This window comes from Xanthobacter sp. DMC47, assembly GCF_056313845.1.
Map to the genome: position 1 here is coordinate 465,255 of NZ_JBQUZM010000001.1, position 16,079 is coordinate 481,333.

Here is a 16,079-nt window from a genome sequence, read left to right on the forward strand (position 1 = left end):
CGAGCAGCATGCAGGCCCACCTGCACCTGCCACAAGTCGGCAGGGCGCTTGAGCTGAACAGTTTCGCCCGGTGTGTCTTTTGGGAAACGCGCGCGTCGGCCCGAGCGGCCGATTACTTCTTCAGCGTCGCGAAATAGGCCGCGAGGTCGGCCGCCTCGGCGCGGGTGAGGGAGACCTGCGGCATCTGCGGGTGCGGGTTCAGCAGGCGGAAGGCCAGCCAGGCCGCCGAGACATCGCCGTCGCGGGCGGCGATGGCGGCGAAGGTGGGCGCATCGCTCGTGGCGCTCTGCGGAGCGGTGCCCACCACGTGGCAGCCGGCGCACCAGCGCTCGGCAAGCGCGCGCCCGGCCGACGCGTCGGCGGCGCGGGCGGAATTGGCGGCAAGCATCGGCAAGGCAACGACACCGAGCAGCGCGACGGCACCGGCCACGCGCGGAAGAAGGCGCACCATGGGAACCCTCCGGACACGGCGGCGGCCGGGCGTCACTTCGCCAGAACCTCCACCTCCTGATTCTTGCCGGCCTCGACCTTGATGTCGCGGCTGAAATTCTTGCCGTCCTTGCGGGCGATGACGGAATAGTCGCCTTCCGACAGCACGAAGGTCGGGAAGGCGCCGATCGATTCCTTGATGGTGTCGCCACCGGGCGTGATGACGGTCCACTGGGTGTCGGCCTGCGCCTCGCCGCGCGCCACCTTCACCAGCTTGAGGCTGATCTGCGCCGCCCGGTGGTGGACCGTGGCATCGGTGAGCTTGCCGGGCTGGACGATCACGTCCGCGCGCACCACGGCATTGGCGTCGCCGTAGGTCGAGACCACATGATAGGTGCCCTCCGGCAGCAGCACCACGTCGCCGGCGGCGGCGCCCCGGTAATAGGGCTGGCTGGAGGTGCGCCCCTGCAGGAACGAGCCCTCGAAGATGTCGAAGGTCAGCCTCTGGGCGGGGATCGGCTTGTCGTCCACGTCGGCGGCGAGGCGCAGGGCCCCGGCCGGCACGTCGAACGCCTGCCGGCGCGAGACCGGACCCATCTGCACCCGCTGCGCCGAGGTGGCGAAGCCGTAGGTGACGTGGACGATGTAGCCGCCCGGCGTGAGGAAGAAGACGGGCGCCGGCTCCGAACTCTCCGCCACCAGCGGGAAGGCGCCGGTGGAGGCCTCGGGCTGGTCGGCGAAGACGCGCCAGACGAGGCCGCGGGGAATGGCGCTACCCTCGGCGCCGAAACGCGCATAGACGCCAAGAGCCGCCTTGCCGGGCGGGGCCGGCGGCAGCACGGCATGGGGCTCGCGGCCGGGCTGGCCGGCCTGCGCGGTCGGGCCAGGCTGCCCGGGCGGCGGGGGCAGCCCCGGAGGCAGCCCTGTGGGCCGCACATTGGGCGGCGTCGCGAACGGCCCGGCCGGCGGGGGCGCCGTGGGCGGACCGAGGAATTGCATGGATTGCGCCGCGACCGGTCCCGCTCCCGCAACGAGACCCAGGGGCGCCATCACGGTCCAGAGACCCAGCGCAGCCATCCGCATCACACGCCTGGCCGCCTTCATCCGCTGCGCATCGGCGGATGGCCGGAGGCGGCGGAAGCGGGAGCAGGCGTGAGCGAAGCGGATCATGTGTCTTGACGTGCACAAAATTCGGGGCGGATTCAAGTCACCCCCTGCCCCGGCCTGCGGCCGGTTGCCGCCGCGCCCCCTCGGTTCCGTGGCGGGCGCCCCCTCTGTAGATTGCCCCGAAGCCTTTCATCGGAAACATTGCCCCATGACCGTTACCAGCCCCGAAACCATCGCCCTCCTCGCCGCCCGCCGCTCTTCCCGCGTGATCGATCTGGTCGCGCCCGGCCCCTCGGCGGAGGAGCTGGACACCATTCTCACCATCGCCGCGCGCGTGCCGGACCACGGCAAGCTCGCGCCCTGGCGCTTCATCGTGCTGGAAGGCGACGGCCGCGTCCGCGCCGGGGAGAAACTGGCGGAGGCGCTGGCGGCCTCCGACCCCGGCATCGCCGAGAAGCGGCTCGAGGACGAGCGCGCCCGTTTCCTGCGCGCCCCGCTGGTGGTGGCCGTGGTCTCGCGTGCCGCGCCGCATGTGAAGATCCCGGAATACGAGCAGCTGCTTTCGGCGGCGGCCGCCTGCCAGAACATCCTCGTCGCTTGCGCGGCGTTGGGCTACGGCGCCACCTGGCTCACCGAATGGACGACCTACGACGCCAACGCCCGCGCCGCGCTGGGCCTCGACGAGTTCGAGCGGTTCGTCGGCTTCATCTATATCGGCACCGCCACCCAGAAGCTGGAAGACCGTCCCCGCCCGGCGCTGGCCGAGGTGGTGACGCGGTTCTGATACCTCACCGCCGTCGTCCTCCGGCTTGACCGGAGGACCCATGGCGCCGTTGGCCCCAGCCGTCGTAAGCGTGCGCGGGTGGGCAGATGGGCCCTCCGGTCAAGCCGGAGGGCGACGGCGGGATGAGGCTCCAAAAGGCCGCCCTACCCCCGCGCCCCCTCACTCATCCGCCAGCGGATGCAGGTCGCGCACCATGCTCTTGAGGCGTTCGTCCAGCACGTGGGTGTAGATCTGCGTGGTGGAGACATCGGCATGGCCGAGCAGGGTCTGCACCACCCGAAGGTCCGCGCCGTGGGCCAGAAGATGGCTGGCGAACGCGTGGCGCAGCACGTGGGGGGAGAGCTTGGCCGGGTCGAGGCCGGCGGCCAGCGCCAGCTCCTTCAGGTCGCGCGCCGCCTGCTGGCGGGTCACGTATCCGCTCTCGCTGGAGGAGGGAAACAGCCAGCGCGACGCCTCAAGCCCCGCCGCTTTGCGCGCGTCGAGATAGGCCGCCATGGCCGCCCGCGCCGGCTCGGACAGCGGCACCAGCCGTTCCTTGCGGCCCTTGCCGGTGACGAGGATGGCATCGCCCTTCGCCCGCGCGGCGGCGGCCGGCAGCGAGACCAGTTCGGAGATGCGCAGGCCGCTGGCATAGAGCAGTTCGACCACGGCGGCGGTGCGGCGGCGCTTCAGCATCTCCGCACGGACCTTGCCGGCGGCCTCGCCCTCTGCCGCAAGAACTTCGGCCGCCCGCGCGTGGGCGGTGTCGATCAAGGTGGAGACCTCCTCCACCGTGAGCACCTTGGGCAAAGGGCGCCCGCGCCTCGGGCCTTCCAGCACGGCGGCGGGATCATCGCCCCGGTGCCCCTCGGCATAGAGAAAGCGGAAGAACTGGCGCACGGCGGAGAGGCGCCGCGCCACGGTGGTTGCCTTGTAGCCGCGGGCAGTGAGATCGGCGAGCCAGTCGCGGATGGCGGCGGTGTCGGCGCTCGCAAGGGCGCGGGGGGCGAGGAACTCGGCGAGGTCGCTGAGGTCGCGCCGGTAGGCGTCCAGCGTGTTGGCGCCCGCCCCGCGCTCCACCGCCTGCATGTCGAGGAAGAGCGCGAGCGGGCCCTGCGCGGCCGGGCCCGCGCCGGTCATTTGCCGATCTTTTCGGGGGCGACGGTGAAGGAGAGTTCCCGCTCCTGCGGCTCCACGCGGGTGGCGAGCGCCCAGAGCGCGGCGTAGCCGAGCCCGCCGAGCACGGCCAGCACCACCAGAATGCGGAAGAGCGTGGGCATCGCTGCCTCCTTCAGGTGCGGGCGCGAATCGCCCGCGGGCACCCCTCTCGCGCCAGAGGTGCCACGGCCCGCGCCGCCGTTCAACCCGAGGCGCCGCACCCATGCCCTTTGGCACCAGCGACGCAGGGTCACCTTGGACGGGCGGGGCGGCGGGTGCTTACCTGCGCCACCCAACGAGGAGGAAACGATGAGCGACATCTGGTTCAAGGCGGGCGAGGCGACGGTGCTGGCGGCGGACGGGCAGGTGACGGACGCCATGCCGGAAGTGCTGATCGGCTCGGTGCGCGGCCCGGTGGGTCAGGCCTTCGCCTCCATGATGGGGCAGGTGCAGGGCCACACCCGCATGTTCGTGGTGCGCGACCTCAACCAGCTGGTGCGCCCGGTGACCATGATGACCACCAAGGCCACCATCCACACCGCCGAATATGTGGACCTGCTCGGCGGCGTCGTGCAGGCGGCCATGGGCGACGCCATCGTTGATTGCGTCAGCGAGGGCATCATCCCCAAGGATCAGGTGGACGAGCTGGCCATGATCATCATGGTGTGGCTCGACCCGCGCTGCCCCGAGGACCCCAACCTCGACAAGGCCGACCTCTACCGCACCAATTACGAGGCGACGAAGCTCGCCATCTCCCGCGCGCTCAAGGGCGAGCCCTCCATCGACGAGCTGATCGCCAACCGCAAGAGCGTGAAGCACTACGCGCTCGAGGGTATCATCGAGTACTAAAGCCCGGTCACGCTGACGTTGCTGGAGCCGGACCTGCCGCTCGGCTAAGCTCCGGTTCCAGCCCGCGCATTCGGAGGGCGGAGCCGCCGATTTTTTTCGCAGCGGCTCCACTCATCCACCGCTTCGGGCGCCGCGTATCGAGAGTATGAATGCCGCCGAGCCCAGTCTCATCCTCGATCTGCCGAAGCCGCGTCGCACCCGACAGCTGCCGGATGGTGGCGTTCGTGTCGTGGGGGGGACGGCCATGAGCGTCCAACCCGTCGAGCCCCGGGTGGCATCCTCCGGCGCCGAGCTGAGCGCGATGATCGTCGCCATCGCCAGCCGCGCCGACCGGGAGGCCTTCGCCCGGCTGTTCCGCCATTTCGCGCCGCGGGTGAAATCCTACCTCGTGCGCAGCGGGCTCTCCGCCAATGCCGCCGAGGAGCTGGCGCAGGAGACCCTGCTGACGGTGTGGCGCAAGGCGGCCTATTTCGATCCGACGCGGGCCGCCGCCTCCACCTGGATCTTCACCATCGCCCGCAACCTCTCCATCGACCTCAAGCGCCGCGAGCGCTATGGTGATACCTATCAGGCCGAGACCCACGAGGACGAGGTGGACGAGACCTCGGGCGAGACCATCCTCATGACCGCCGAGCGGGAGGCGCGGGTGCGCGCCGCCCTCGCCAAGCTGTCGGAGGAACAGGCCACCATCGTCCGCCTCTCCTTCTTTCAGGAGAAGCCCCATTCGCAGATCGCGCAGGAGCTGGGCATTCCGCTGGGCACCGCCAAGTCGCGCGTGCGCCTTGCGCTCAACCGTCTGCGTTCCCTGCTGGAAGACCTGAAATGAGTGCTTCGACCCATCCCGGCACCGAGACCCTGCTGCGCTATGCGGCGGGCACGCTGCCGGCCGGTCCCCGCCTGCTGGTGGACGTCCATCTCGACGGCTGCCCCGAATGCCGCGCGACGGTGGGACGGTTGATGTCCGTCGGCGGCGCCCTGCTCGATAGCTGCGAACCCCTCGCTCTCGCCCCCGACGCGCTCGACCGCGCGCTGGCGCGGCTCGATGCCCGCCCCGTCTCCCGCAATCCCGCCGCGCTCCATCATGCGGAAGCCTCCGGCGCCCCGCGGCGCTGGCCGCTGCCCGAGGGGCTGAAGCTGCCGCCCGGCGTGGTGCTGCCACCGGCCATCGCGTCGCGCCGCATCGGCCGGCTGGTTCCGGTGGCGCCCGGGGTGCGGCTCGGCCTCGTGCATCTGGAGGAAGACCCGGACGCGCAGGTGCTGCTGTTCCGCATCGCGCCCGGCCGCGCCATCCCCCAGCACACCCATGCGGGGCTCGAATTCACCCACGTGATCTGCGGCGGCTTCAGCGACCCGAACGGCCATTACGGCCCCGGCGACCTCGTGGAATGCGACGCGGACATCGACCACTCCCCCCGCGTGGACGCCGATGGGGAATGCCTCTGCCTCGCCGCCTTCGACGGCCGCATCCGCTTCCGCGGCCTGCTGGGCATGGTGACGCGTCCGTTTCTCTGAGCAATTTGGCGCTGCCTTCGCTCAGGCGCCGCGCGGGCTCGGCTGGGCCGGGTGCGTTCGTGAAATCCGCAGCCGTCATCCCCCGGCTCGTCCGGGGGATCCACCCCATCGCCCATCCGCCTTCCGTCTTTCCGGAACCGCTCGGGCCGAGACGTGGATCGCCCGCACAAGGCGGGCGATGACGAGAGAGAAAACGCGCGGGCTTATTGGGGCCAACCCCTCAGAACTGCGTGCGGGTGACGCCCTTCTTCACCACCGCCAGCGCCTCGGTGAGGTCGCTCGCCAGCTCCGCCTTCTGGACGGGGCCGAGGAAGCGGCCCACCGGCACGGTGCGCTTGCCGCTGATGAGGGCGACATCCAGCGTCCCGTGCTCCTCGTCGTCCTCACGCCACAGCCGGGTCCAGAACGGGTTGAGCCGCGTGGTGGAGGGCCGTCCCGCCGCCGGCTCGCGGCGGATTTCCACGAGGCTCGGCGTGACGAGGATGTGCTCGCGCGCCCGCGCCGAGCGGAAGCTGGCGCGGAAGGCGATGTAGATCAAAAGCACATCCAGGCCGAAGAAACCGAAGATGGGCCAGGCGCCCATGGCGAGAAAGGCCGCGCCGGACACGAAGCTCACGGCGCCGATGCCCGCCATCACCCAGAAGAAGCCGCGCCTGGAGAGGGAGCGGTGCGGCGCGAGCGTGACCGCATAGACCACGGGCTCGTCTTGAGCCTGCGCGTGCGTCTCGGGTGCGCTGTCTCGGTCGCTGGTCTGGGGCATTGCTGGGCAGTATACCCGAAAAATGCCGCGCAGGATCACCCCGCCCAAACCCGCCGCCGTTCCGGAAGCCGAGAGCGTCTCGGCCCCGCGCCCTGCGCGCGTCACGAAGGGGGCTGAGAAAACCGCGAAAGCACCCGCCAGCCCGGTCGGTGCCGCCAAATCACCCCCACTCCAGCCGTCATCCCCCGGCTCGTCCGGGGGATCCGCTCCGCCGCGATCGGCCCGCCCGAAAGCCGGGAAGCGCTCGGTCGGAAGCGTGGATGGCCCGGAACACGGCAACAGCCGTGTTCCGCCTTTAGGAACGGAAGTCGGCAACAGCCGCCTTCCGGACAAGCCGGGCCATGACACCGCAGGGGGCGGCAAGGCGGCCACTTTAGTCAAGCCGGCCAAGCGGGTCCGTGCAGCTCCAGCTCCGCCGCCCTCCCTCCCCCGCCGCAACAAGGCGGTGGCCAATGCGGCGGCGGCGGTGCATGGACGCACGGTCTCGCCTTGGTCCGACGCCGAGATCACCGAGGCCTTCACCCGCTTCGAGGCGCAGGACCCCGAGCCGAAGGGCGAGCTGGACCATTCCGACGCCTTTACCCTGCTCGTCGCCGTGGTGCTCTCCGCCCAGGCCACCGACACCGGCGTGAACAAGGCGACCAAAGGTCTTTTCGCGGCTGCCGCCACCCCCGCCGCCATGCTGGCGCTGGGTGAGGATCAGGTGGCGCACCACATCCGCACGCTGGGCCTGTTCCGGGGCAAGGCGAAGAACGTGGTGGAGCTGTCCCGCCTGCTGCTGGAGCGCCATGCCGGCGTGGTGCCCAAGGATCGCGAGGCGCTGGAGGCGCTGCCCGGCGTCGGGCGCAAGACGGCGAACGTGGTGCTGAACATCGCCTTCGGCGTGCCCACCATCGCGGTGGACACCCACCTCTTCCGCGTCGCCAACCGCACCGGCCTTGCCCCCGGGGCGACGCCGCTGGCGGTGGAGCTGGGCCTGGAAGCGCGCATCCCCGACCGCTTCAAGCTGCACGCCCACCACTGGCTGATCCTGCACGGCCGCTACATCTGCAAGGCGGCCAAGCCCGCCTGCGGGCGCTGCCTCATCGCCGATCTGTGCCGCTGGCCGGACAAGAACTTCTGAGGGCATTCGGTAGGGAAGCCCCCTGCCGACCGCCCGCCCCTCTCACAGCCGGCTGAGCAGCTCGGCCTTCTTGGTGCTGAACTCCTGGTCGCTGAGGATGCCCTTGGCGTGCAGGTCGGCCAGCTTCTCGATGGCCGAGATCACCTCGTTCTGGCCCAGCGGCTGCGGGCTGCCGAAGGATTGGGGCTGCTGCTGCGGAGCGTCGTACACCGGCGGCGGGGCATAGGACGGCGCCTGCGGCGCGTAAGCCGGGGCCTGCGGCGCGCCGCTGACGATGGGCAGGCTGGAGACGAACACCGTGCCGTACTGGCTGGTGAAGGTGAGGCTGCCCGATCCGCCCTGCTGCTGGGAGAAGCCGCCGATCTGGTGATCGAGGCTGTCATAGACCGTCACCTGCCCGTTCAGATCGATGGCGAGGCGCCGCGCGCCGGGAAAGTAGGCGTAGCGCACGCCGTTCTGGGCGCCGGTGCTGGCCGGTTGGCCGAGATCGGCCGGCCACCAGTTAAAGCCGCCGGAAGCCTCCGGCACGAACAGGCTGGGCTGGTTGCCGCCCATGCTGCCCCCGAGGCTTCCGCCGAATCCGCCGCCGCCGCTGGTCTGCCACTGGCCGCCGCCGGAATACCCGCCCCCCTGGCTCTGCGACTGGAAGCTGCCGGTCTGGGTGAGGCCGGGCTGGCTGGCGACGAGGTTCGACAATTCGCTGCACAGGCCGTCCACGCGGCCCTTCAGGTAATTGTTGAACATATCCGAGACCATGGTCATCCCGCCGGCCATCCACTGGCCGGAACCGCCGAATTCGGGATGGCTGAACTGGGCCATGGTGCCGTTGCCGGCGATCACCGAGAACAGCATGGAGGTCACCGCATCCGGGCTGAAGCCGGTGCGCTGGGAAATGGCGTTGATGGCCGCCTGGCCTTCGGGCGAGAGCTGGGGCATGGGGGCTCCTATGGGGCTCCTGATGTCGGTCGATCCCGCAGGCGCGGTATGGCGCAAGCGTGTCGGTGTCGAGGCTTGTTCTATCACGCCTTGCGGACAGTTCCCCGACACACTTCGCCGAGCCGGCGCAGGGCAGCCATGCCGAAGGGGGATGCGCCTACGGCTGGTGGCCGAACAGCTTGCCCTTCTCCGCCCACAGCACGAACACCAGCGCGACGGCCCCGAGCACCATGTAACCGAGGCTCAGCGGCATCACGGTGCCATCGAAATGGCTGCCGACGACGAAGCCCAGCACGGCCGCCATGAGCGTCGTGAAGCCTCCGATGAAAGACGAGGCGGTGCCCGCCACCGCGCCGAGCGGCTCCATGGCCATGGAATTGAAGTTCGGCACCGTGAGTGCGAACAGGAACTGCCCCGCCGCCACCAGGGCGCAGAACAGGATCAGCGGCGGCTTGCCGTCCCAGATCAGGCTGGAAGCCACCATCAGCGCCCCGGCGGCGATGAAGCCGAGGATGCCGGCATGGGACAGCCGCCGCATGCCGAGCCGGTGGACCAGGCTGGCATTGAGGAAGGAAGCCACCGCCATGATGCCCGCCACCGCCGCAAAGGCGATGGGGAAGAGGTTGCCGAGCCGGTAGACGTCGGTCTGGAACACCTGCGAGGCCGAACCCACATAGGCCATCAGCGAGCCCATCATCAGCCCGATGGCCACCGCATAGCCCACCGAGCGGCGCGTGGTGAGCGTGAGCTTCGCGGCCTTGCCGATGGAGCGCAGCGAGAAGGGGATGCGGTATTCGGGATGCAGCGTCTCCGGCATCCGGACGCCGAACCAGACGAACAGCGCGAGCGCCAGCAGCAGCATGGCGACGAAGATGAGGTGCCACGAGCCGAAAAGGAGGATGAGGCTGCCCAGCGCCGGCGCGATGATGGGGACGGTGAGGAACACCATCATGCTCAGCGACATGATCCGCGCCATGTCGCGCCCCTCGAAGCGGTCGCGCACGATGGCGATGGCCAGCACCCGCCCCGCCGCCGCGCCCGTGCCCTGGATCAGCCGGGCGACGATGAGCACGTCGAAATCGCGGGTGAACAAGGCAAGGAGGCTGCCCGCCGCATAGATCGCGAGGCCGGCGAACAGAATGGGGCGGCGCCCCAGCACGTCGGAGATGGGGCCGTAGAAGAACTGGGCGCCGCCGATGCCGATGAGATAGGCATAGACCATCACCTGCACGTGATTGGGATTGTCCAGCGCGAAATCGGCCCGGATGGCGCCGAAGGCGGGTAGCAGATTGTCGATGGAAAAGGCGGTCATGCCCATGAGCAGGGCGATGAGCGCCACGAACTCCACGAAACCGGGCCCCTGGAAGGCCGGACCGTGGGCGCCGGGCTTCCCGGGCGCGGCACCGCGCGGCGTGGCAGAAGCGGAGGCCGGCGCCGGCGCGCGATGGGGCTGTGACATGACAGGCTCGGGCGTTGGCGTGTCCCGCAACAGACACGGACATTTCAGGACGGGCGCCGGCAGGAGAGGAGCCGGCAGAACGGCGGGCGCGCGCTGGCGCGCACTCCTCATAGGCGATGGGCGGGGCCAAGAGAAGCCCGGCGGCGCGCCCGGCGGACACCCGAAGGTCGCGTTTCCCCTGTTGCGCCGCATCCTTTCGGTGCGCACGGGCTTCGTGTATAAGCCCGCCTTCCGATCCCGCGAACACAAGAGGAACGCCGGAGGCGCACCAGCGGGACGGACCGGACCGGACAACCGGCCGGCCTTATGCAAATGGAGAGTCAAATGGTGACCCGCCCGCAGTCCGCTCCCGTCCCTGGCGCCGAGGCTTCCCGCCGCGCCGAAGGCTGGCGTCCGGATAGCTGGCGATTTTATCCCGGCCTCCAGATGCCCAATTATCCCGACAAGACGCAGCTGGAAGAGGTGGAGCACAAGCTCGCCTCCTACCCTCCGCTTGTTTTTGCAGGTGAGGCGCGCCGCCTGAAGGCCGAGATCGCCAAGGTCGCCCGCGGCGAGGCCTTCCTCCTGCAGGGCGGCGACTGCGCCGAGAGCTTCGACGAGCATTCGGCCGACAACATCCGCGATTTCTTCCGCGTCTTCCTGCAGATGGCGGTGGTGCTGACGTTTGCCGGCGGCTCGCCGGTGGTGAAGGTCGGCCGCATCGCCGGGCAGTTCGCCAAGCCCCGGTCCTCGGACACCGAGACCGAGAACGGCGTGACTCTGCCCAGCTACCGCGGCGACATCATCAACGACATCGCCTTCACGGAAGCCGCCCGCATCCCGGACCCGCGCCGGCAGCTCGAGGCCTACCGCCAGTCGGCGGCGACGCTCAATCTTCTGCGCGCCTTCGCCAATGGCGGCTATGCCAACCTCGCCAACGCCCACGCTTGGATGCTGGGGTTCGTGAAGGATTCGCCCCAGTCCTCGCGGTATCAGGAACTGGCGAACCGGATCACGGAGGCGCTGGACTTCATGCGCGCCTGCGGGATCGATCCCAAAAGCCATCCCGAGATGAGCTCGACGGATTTCTTCACGAGCCACGAGGCGCTCCTGCTGGGTTACGAACAGGCCCTGACCCGTGTCGATTCCACCTCGGGCGACTGGTACGCGACTTCCGGCCACCTCCTGTGGATCGGCGACCGTACCCGCCAGCCGGACCATGCGCATGTCGAGTACTTCCGCGGCATCCGCAACCCGATCGGCATCAAGTGCGGGCCGTCGATCTCGCCGGAAGGCCTCATCCGCCTGCTGGACATCCTCCAGCCGGACAACGAGGCGGGCCGGATCACGCTGATCTGCCGCTTCGGTGCCGACAAGGTGGGCGACTACCTGCCGGGCCTCATCCGCGCGGTGGAGAAGGAAGGCCGCACCGTGGCGTGGTCGTGCGATCCCATGCACGGCAACACCATCAAGGCCGCCTCCGGCTACAAGACCCGCCCGTTCGAGCGGGTGCAGTCGGAGATCCGCTCCTTCTTCGACATCCATGCGGCCGAGGGCACCTTCGCCGGCGGCGTGCATCTGGAGATGACGGGCAAGAACGTCACCGAATGCACCGGCGGCGCCCGCGCCATCTCGGACGAGGACCTGCGCGACCGCTACCACACCTTCTGCGATCCGCGCCTCAACGCCGAGCAGGCCATCGAGACCGCCTTCCTGGTGGCCGAGCTGCTCAAGCGCGAGCGCCTCGCCCGCGGCCGGCCGCAAGTGGAGGCGGCGGAGTAATCCGCCGCGTCCACAGACGCGACAAAGTCGAAGCCGCGGAGTGATCCGAGGGTTCTTCCAGGAAAGAGACTGAACGGCGGGCCTCGGCCCGCCGTTCTTCGTTTTGGGCCCAGAGACGGCCTCTCCGCCTAAGGGCGGGAAGGCGTGTTCGTCACCCCCTCATCACGCCGCCAGCCCCTTGGCCAGCTCCATGGCCTGCCGCTCGAACAGGCGGCGGTAGAGGCCGCCCTCGCGGCGGACCAGCGCGTCGTGGTCGCCCTCCTCCACGATGCGGCCCTTGTCGAACACCATCAGGCGGTCGAGAGAACGCACGGTGGAGAGCCGGTGAGCGATGACGAGGGTGGTGCGCCCCACCATCAGCCGCTCCATGGCGTCCTGGATCGCCGCTTCTGATTCCGAATCGAGGCTGGAGGTGGCCTCGTCCAGGATCAGGATGGGCGCATCCGCGAGGAAGGCCCGGGCAATGGCGATGCGCTGGCGCTCGCCGCCGGAGAGCTTCACGCCCCGCTCGCCCACCAGCGTGCCGTAGCCGCGCGGCAGGCGTCCGATGAAGTCGGCCGCATTGGCCAGCTCCGCCGCCCGCCGGATCTCCTCGAACGAGGCGTCCGGCCGGGCGTAGGCGATGTTCTCCATCAGCGACCGGTGGAACAGCACCGGTTCCTGCTGCACCACGGCGATGGCGCGCCGCAGGGAGCCCTGCGTGACATCGCGCACATCCTGCCCGTCCACGGTCACCCGGCCGGCGGTCACGTCGTGCATGCGCTGGATGAGCTTCACGAACGTGGTCTTGCCCGAGCCCGAGTGCCCCACGAGGCCCACCCGCTCCCCCGCCGGAATGGTCACGGAGAGGTTCTCGTAGAGGGGCTTGGCGTGGCCGCCATAGTGGAAGGTCACGTTCTCGAACGCGATCGTGCCCTCCTCCACCTTGGCCGGCACCGCCTGCGGGGCATCGGAAACGCCGACCTTCTGGTGGTGGATCTCCACCAGTTCCTCCAGCTCGTTCAGGGAGCGCTGGAGATTGTGGACGTGCATGCCGATGTCACGCAGGTAGGAGTGGATCACGAGGTAGGAGGTGAGCACATAGGCCACATCGCCCGCGCTCGCCTGCCCCTGATGCCACAGCACCAGTGCCGTGCCGATGATGGAGGCCTGAAGCGCCACCAGCGCCAGAAGCTGTGCCGTGCCGGCCCAGGTCGCCGCCATCCAGGTGCGGTAGGTGCGGGCGTTCCACTTGCCGAGCACCCGCGTCAGCCGCTCCTCCTCGCGGGCCTCCGCGCCGGTGCCCTTCACCACGGCGTTGCAGCCCACGGCATCCGCCAGCACGCCGCCCACGCGGGTATCCCAGGCATTGGAGAGCCGCGCCGCCGGGGCGACGAAGTTGACCGACAGGGCGAGCGTGAGCCCGATGAAGGCCACCGCCCCCACCGCCACCACCGCGCCCAGCACCGGCCAGTTCAGGCCGAGCAGCAGCGCCGTGCCGGCGAGCGCCACCAAGGAGGGGAAGAGCGCCACCAGCAAGGTGTCGTGCAGCACGTCGAGGGACCACATGCCGCGCGAGATCTTGCGCACGGTGGAGCCGGCGAAGGTGGAGGCATGCCAGTCCGAGGAGAAGCGCTGCACCCGCGCGAAGGCATCCGCCGCCAGGTCCGCCATCATGCGCAGCGTTAGCCGCACGATGACCGTGTAGGCGACGTGGCGGGCACTGACCATGATGACGCCGAGCCCGACCATGGCGAGGAAGGCCATGGTGGCGATGTGCCAGGCCATCTCCCGGTCGGCCAGGGACAAGGCGTCGATGAGCCGGCCGGCGAACAGCGGCACCAGCACTTCCGCCAGCGTGGAGACGAGGATCGCCGCCATGGTGGCCGCGATGATGCCCTTCCGCTTCGCCCAGTGGGCAAAGAGGAAGCCGAAGATGGCGCGGAACGACAGCCCGCGCTTGTGGGTCTGGAACAACGACATGACACGATCCGGCCGCGCCGCAAGGGGCGCCAGGGCCGGTCCCTGATTCGAACGGGGACGCGCGGCGCAATCGGCCGCGAAGTGGGAAGGCACGGGCGTCGGCAGGCCCCCGCCCGCGCAACAGCGCAGTCAGGCGGCGGACCGCGGGCCCTTGGTTGTGCCGGGAGCTAGCGGCGAGAGCCTGGCTGGCGGGGAACCACATCCGTGAAATGGGCGCGGCGCAGGATGCCGCGCGGTACGGCAGGGGTGGAGAACATGGTCGTGCTCATGAACGGTACCCCTCCCTTCCGGATGTGAATTCCGCACGGCCCCGGAACGGGGCGGCGCCTGCAGTATGGCCGGCCGATCTGCCGCGGACCAGACCCTTTCGCAGGCGGCCATCAGACGCTAAGGTCGCGGCGCTTTTTTGGACAAGCATGGGCGGAACCATGGCGGACACCGGCATTCCCCACTTCTGCAACGACCTCGGCGTCACCGTCATCGAGGTGGGCAGCAAGGAATTCATGTGCATCGGTGCGAAGCCGCCCTTCGACCATCCGCACATCTTCATCGACCTCGGCGACGACGACGAGCACGTCTGCCCCTACTGCTCCACGCTCTACCGCTACACCCCGGCCCTCGGCGCCGGCGAGGCGAAGCCGGAAGCGGCGGTGTGGCACGACGAGCCAGTGGCCAAAACCGCCGCCTGAGTCGGTCTAATCGCAGCATAAAATCCCTCTGGCCCTACGCCCCGCTCTTCGGGCCTGACCGAGGCGGCCTGATCGCCGCCGCAATGAAAGACTATCCGGCCGGCTCCTTCACGGAGCCGGGTCCTGCCATGGCCGATCCCATCCCTTTCCGGGCGAAACCCCGCACCGCCGCGCGCAGCGCCGTGGTGGTCGGAGCGGGCATCGGCGGGCTCGCCTGCGCCATCGCCCTGCGCCGCGCCGGCCTCACCGTCCAGGTGGTGGAACAGGCGCGCAAGCTGCGCGAGGTGGGCGCGGGGCTCCAGCTGACCCCCAACGCCACCCGCATCCTCCGCGACTTCGGCCTGCTGCCGCGCCTCGAACAGGTGGCGGTCACGCCGCGCTCCCTCGATGTGCGCAGCGGCGCCAGCGGCGCCACCATTACCCGCGCCCATTACGGCCCGGCCGCCTCGCGCTATGGCGCGCCTTTCCTCGTGGTCCACCGCGCCGACCTGCAGAATCTCCTCGCCGAGGCGGCGGAGGCGGAGGGCGTGTTGATCGCGCTCAATTCCGAACTCACCGCCGTGGAGCCGGCCTTCGGCGGCGTGCGGGCGGTGGTGAAGCAGGGCGAGAACCTCATTGCCCACGGGGCGGACATCCTCGTCGGTGCCGATGGCGTGCGATCGGCGGTGCGGGCGCATCTCGGCGTCGCCAGGCCACCGGTGTTCGCCCAGCGCCTTGCCTATCGCGCCACCATCCCCGTTCCGGCCCGCCATCCGCCGGACGTGCGGCTCTACATGGGGCGCGATGCCCATCTCGTGGTCTATCCGGTCAAGGGCGGGGCGACGCTGAACCTCGTCGCCATCGTCAAGCATACCGAGCCGGTTGCCCGCTGGAGCGCGCCGGGTGATGGTGCTGCCGTCCACGCCGCCTTCGCCGACTGGGCGCCGGAGGTGCGCGAGCTTTTGAAGGCGGCGCCGCATTTCCTGTGCTGGGGCCTCTACGACATCGATCCCCTGCCCCGCTGGAGCACCGGGCGCGTGACGCTGCTGGGCGATGCCGCCCACGCCATGCTGCCCTTCCTCGCCCAGGGCGCGGCGCAGGGCATCGAGGATGCGGCGGCCCTTGCCCGCGCCCTCCAGAAAGAAACCGACGCCGCCACCGCCCTCAAGGCCTACGAGGCCGAGCGCCTCGGCCGCACCGCGCGCATCCAGTCCGAGGCGCGGCGCAACGGCATGGTCTACCACCTCTCCGGCGCCCCCCGCCTCGCCCGCGACCTGGTGCTGCGCCGGCAAGGCGCCGCGCTGCTGGATCGGTATGGGTGGATTTATAAGGTGTGAGGGCAGACGGCTGGGTTGTTCCGCGCCGTCCACGCCTCCGTTGATCTCGGGTGTCATCGCCTCGAACCGCCCGCGCCCCCTCTCCCCTTGCGGGAGAGGGCTGGGGTGAGGGGTATCGGGCCGCCAAACCAGCGCCGGGACAAATTGAGGGACCTCCCCCTCACCCCCAACCCCTCTCCCGTAGGGGGAGAGGGGAGACCCTGCGGCGGCACTGGCTCTCAGCCCCCCGCTGGACCTTCCGCGCGGGCCATGCTA

General features: G+C 69.9%; 16 protein-coding genes. 8 read left to right on the forward strand and 8 right to left on the reverse strand.

Annotated elements, in window-relative coordinates; all coding sequences use genetic code 11:
* Window positions 1–112: 112 nt before the first annotated feature.
* Entirely contained in the window at window positions 113–451 is a 339-nt protein-coding gene (locus ACT54R_RS02240; RefSeq protein WP_476323052.1) for a c-type cytochrome, read from the reverse strand.
* A 32-nt stretch (window positions 452–483) separates the two neighbouring features.
* Window positions 484–1,506 (reverse strand): hypothetical protein, encoded by a 1,023-nt coding sequence (locus tag ACT54R_RS02245; protein WP_476323055.1) that lies wholly within the window; start codon window positions 1,504–1,506, stop codon window positions 484–486.
* 238 nt (window positions 1,507–1,744) lie between these two features.
* On the opposite strand from ACT54R_RS02245, the gene ACT54R_RS02250 reads away from it, so the two are divergent.
* On the forward strand, window positions 1,745–2,320 hold the full coding sequence (locus ACT54R_RS02250) for a nitroreductase family protein (RefSeq protein ID WP_476323058.1): 576 nt from the start codon (window positions 1,745–1,747) through the stop codon (window positions 2,318–2,320).
* Window positions 2,321–2,479: 159 nt separating this feature from the next.
* Here the strand turns inward: ACT54R_RS02250 and ACT54R_RS02255 are convergent, their stop codons facing one another.
* Both ACT54R_RS02255 and ACT54R_RS02260 read right to left on the reverse strand, forming a co-directional pair.
* A complete protein-coding gene (locus tag ACT54R_RS02255) occupies window positions 2,480–3,439 on the reverse strand; it encodes a site-specific tyrosine recombinase XerD (protein ID WP_476323061.1) in 960 nt (319 codons plus the stop codon).
* Window positions 3,436–3,579, reverse strand: a complete 144-nt coding sequence (locus tag ACT54R_RS02260; RefSeq protein WP_024278335.1) for a hypothetical protein — start codon at window positions 3,577–3,579, stop codon at window positions 3,436–3,438. Before ACT54R_RS02260 ends, ACT54R_RS02255 begins: the two co-directional genes overlap by 4 nt.
* Window positions 3,580–3,766: 187 nt before the next feature.
* Here ACT54R_RS02260 and fae point away from each other — a divergent pair, with 187 nt between their 5' ends.
* From fae to ACT54R_RS02275, 3 genes are all read left to right on the forward strand, one after another.
* Window positions 3,767–4,306 (forward strand): formaldehyde-activating enzyme, encoded by a 540-nt coding sequence (fae, locus tag ACT54R_RS02265; RefSeq protein WP_168460607.1) that lies wholly within the window; start codon window positions 3,767–3,769, stop codon window positions 4,304–4,306.
* A 244-nt stretch (window positions 4,307–4,550) separates the two neighbouring features.
* Window positions 4,551–5,132: a sigma-70 family RNA polymerase sigma factor gene (locus ACT54R_RS02270; RefSeq protein WP_168460610.1), complete on the forward strand. Its 582-nt coding sequence runs from the start codon at window positions 4,551–4,553 to the stop codon at window positions 5,130–5,132.
* Complete coding sequence (locus ACT54R_RS02275) at window positions 5,129–5,818, forward strand: ChrR family anti-sigma-E factor (protein WP_476323066.1); 690 nt, start codon at window positions 5,129–5,131, stop codon at window positions 5,816–5,818. Before ACT54R_RS02270 ends, ACT54R_RS02275 begins: the two co-directional genes overlap by 4 nt.
* Before the next feature lie 220 nt (window positions 5,819–6,038).
* Here the strand turns inward: ACT54R_RS02275 and ACT54R_RS02280 are convergent, their stop codons facing one another.
* Complete coding sequence (locus ACT54R_RS02280; protein ID WP_476323069.1) at window positions 6,039–6,515, reverse strand: DUF2244 domain-containing protein; 477 nt, start codon at window positions 6,513–6,515, stop codon at window positions 6,039–6,041.
* A 508-nt stretch (window positions 6,516–7,023) separates the two neighbouring features.
* Between ACT54R_RS02280 and nth the strand changes: the two genes are divergently transcribed.
* Window positions 7,024–7,701, forward strand: coding sequence for an endonuclease III (nth, locus tag ACT54R_RS02285; protein WP_476323072.1), 678 nt, complete (start codon window positions 7,024–7,026; stop codon window positions 7,699–7,701).
* A 42-nt stretch (window positions 7,702–7,743) separates the two neighbouring features.
* Here the strand turns inward: nth and ACT54R_RS02290 are convergent, their stop codons facing one another.
* Window positions 7,744–8,637 (reverse strand): SHOCT domain-containing protein, encoded by an 894-nt coding sequence (locus ACT54R_RS02290; protein ID WP_476323075.1) that lies wholly within the window; start codon window positions 8,635–8,637, stop codon window positions 7,744–7,746.
* 157 nt (window positions 8,638–8,794) lie between these two features.
* Complete coding sequence (locus ACT54R_RS02295; protein WP_476323078.1) at window positions 8,795–10,096, reverse strand: multidrug effflux MFS transporter; 1,302 nt, start codon at window positions 10,094–10,096, stop codon at window positions 8,795–8,797.
* Between the two features lie 324 nt (window positions 10,097–10,420).
* Here ACT54R_RS02295 and ACT54R_RS02300 point away from each other — a divergent pair, with 324 nt between their 5' ends.
* Window positions 10,421–11,857 carry a class II 3-deoxy-7-phosphoheptulonate synthase gene (locus ACT54R_RS02300; protein WP_476323081.1) on the forward strand — a complete coding sequence of 479 codons (1,437 nt, stop codon included), beginning with the start codon at window positions 10,421–10,423 and terminating at the stop codon, window positions 11,855–11,857.
* Between the two features lie 162 nt (window positions 11,858–12,019).
* On the opposite strand, the gene ACT54R_RS02305 is transcribed toward ACT54R_RS02300, so the two are convergent.
* Window positions 12,020–13,819 carry an ABC transporter ATP-binding protein gene (locus tag ACT54R_RS02305; protein ID WP_476323084.1) on the reverse strand — a complete coding sequence of 600 codons (1,800 nt, stop codon included), beginning with the start codon at window positions 13,817–13,819 and terminating at the stop codon, window positions 12,020–12,022.
* 428 nt (window positions 13,820–14,247) lie between these two features.
* On the opposite strand from ACT54R_RS02305, the gene ACT54R_RS02310 reads away from it, so the two are divergent.
* Both ACT54R_RS02310 and ACT54R_RS02315 read left to right on the forward strand, forming a co-directional pair.
* Window positions 14,248–14,508 (forward strand): zinc-finger domain-containing protein, encoded by a 261-nt coding sequence (locus ACT54R_RS02310; protein ID WP_476326346.1) that lies wholly within the window; start codon window positions 14,248–14,250, stop codon window positions 14,506–14,508.
* 128 nt (window positions 14,509–14,636) lie between these two features.
* Window positions 14,637–15,824 (forward strand): FAD-dependent monooxygenase, encoded by a 1,188-nt coding sequence (locus tag ACT54R_RS02315; RefSeq protein WP_168460641.1) that lies wholly within the window; start codon window positions 14,637–14,639, stop codon window positions 15,822–15,824.
* Window positions 15,825–16,079 lie beyond the last annotated feature (255 nt).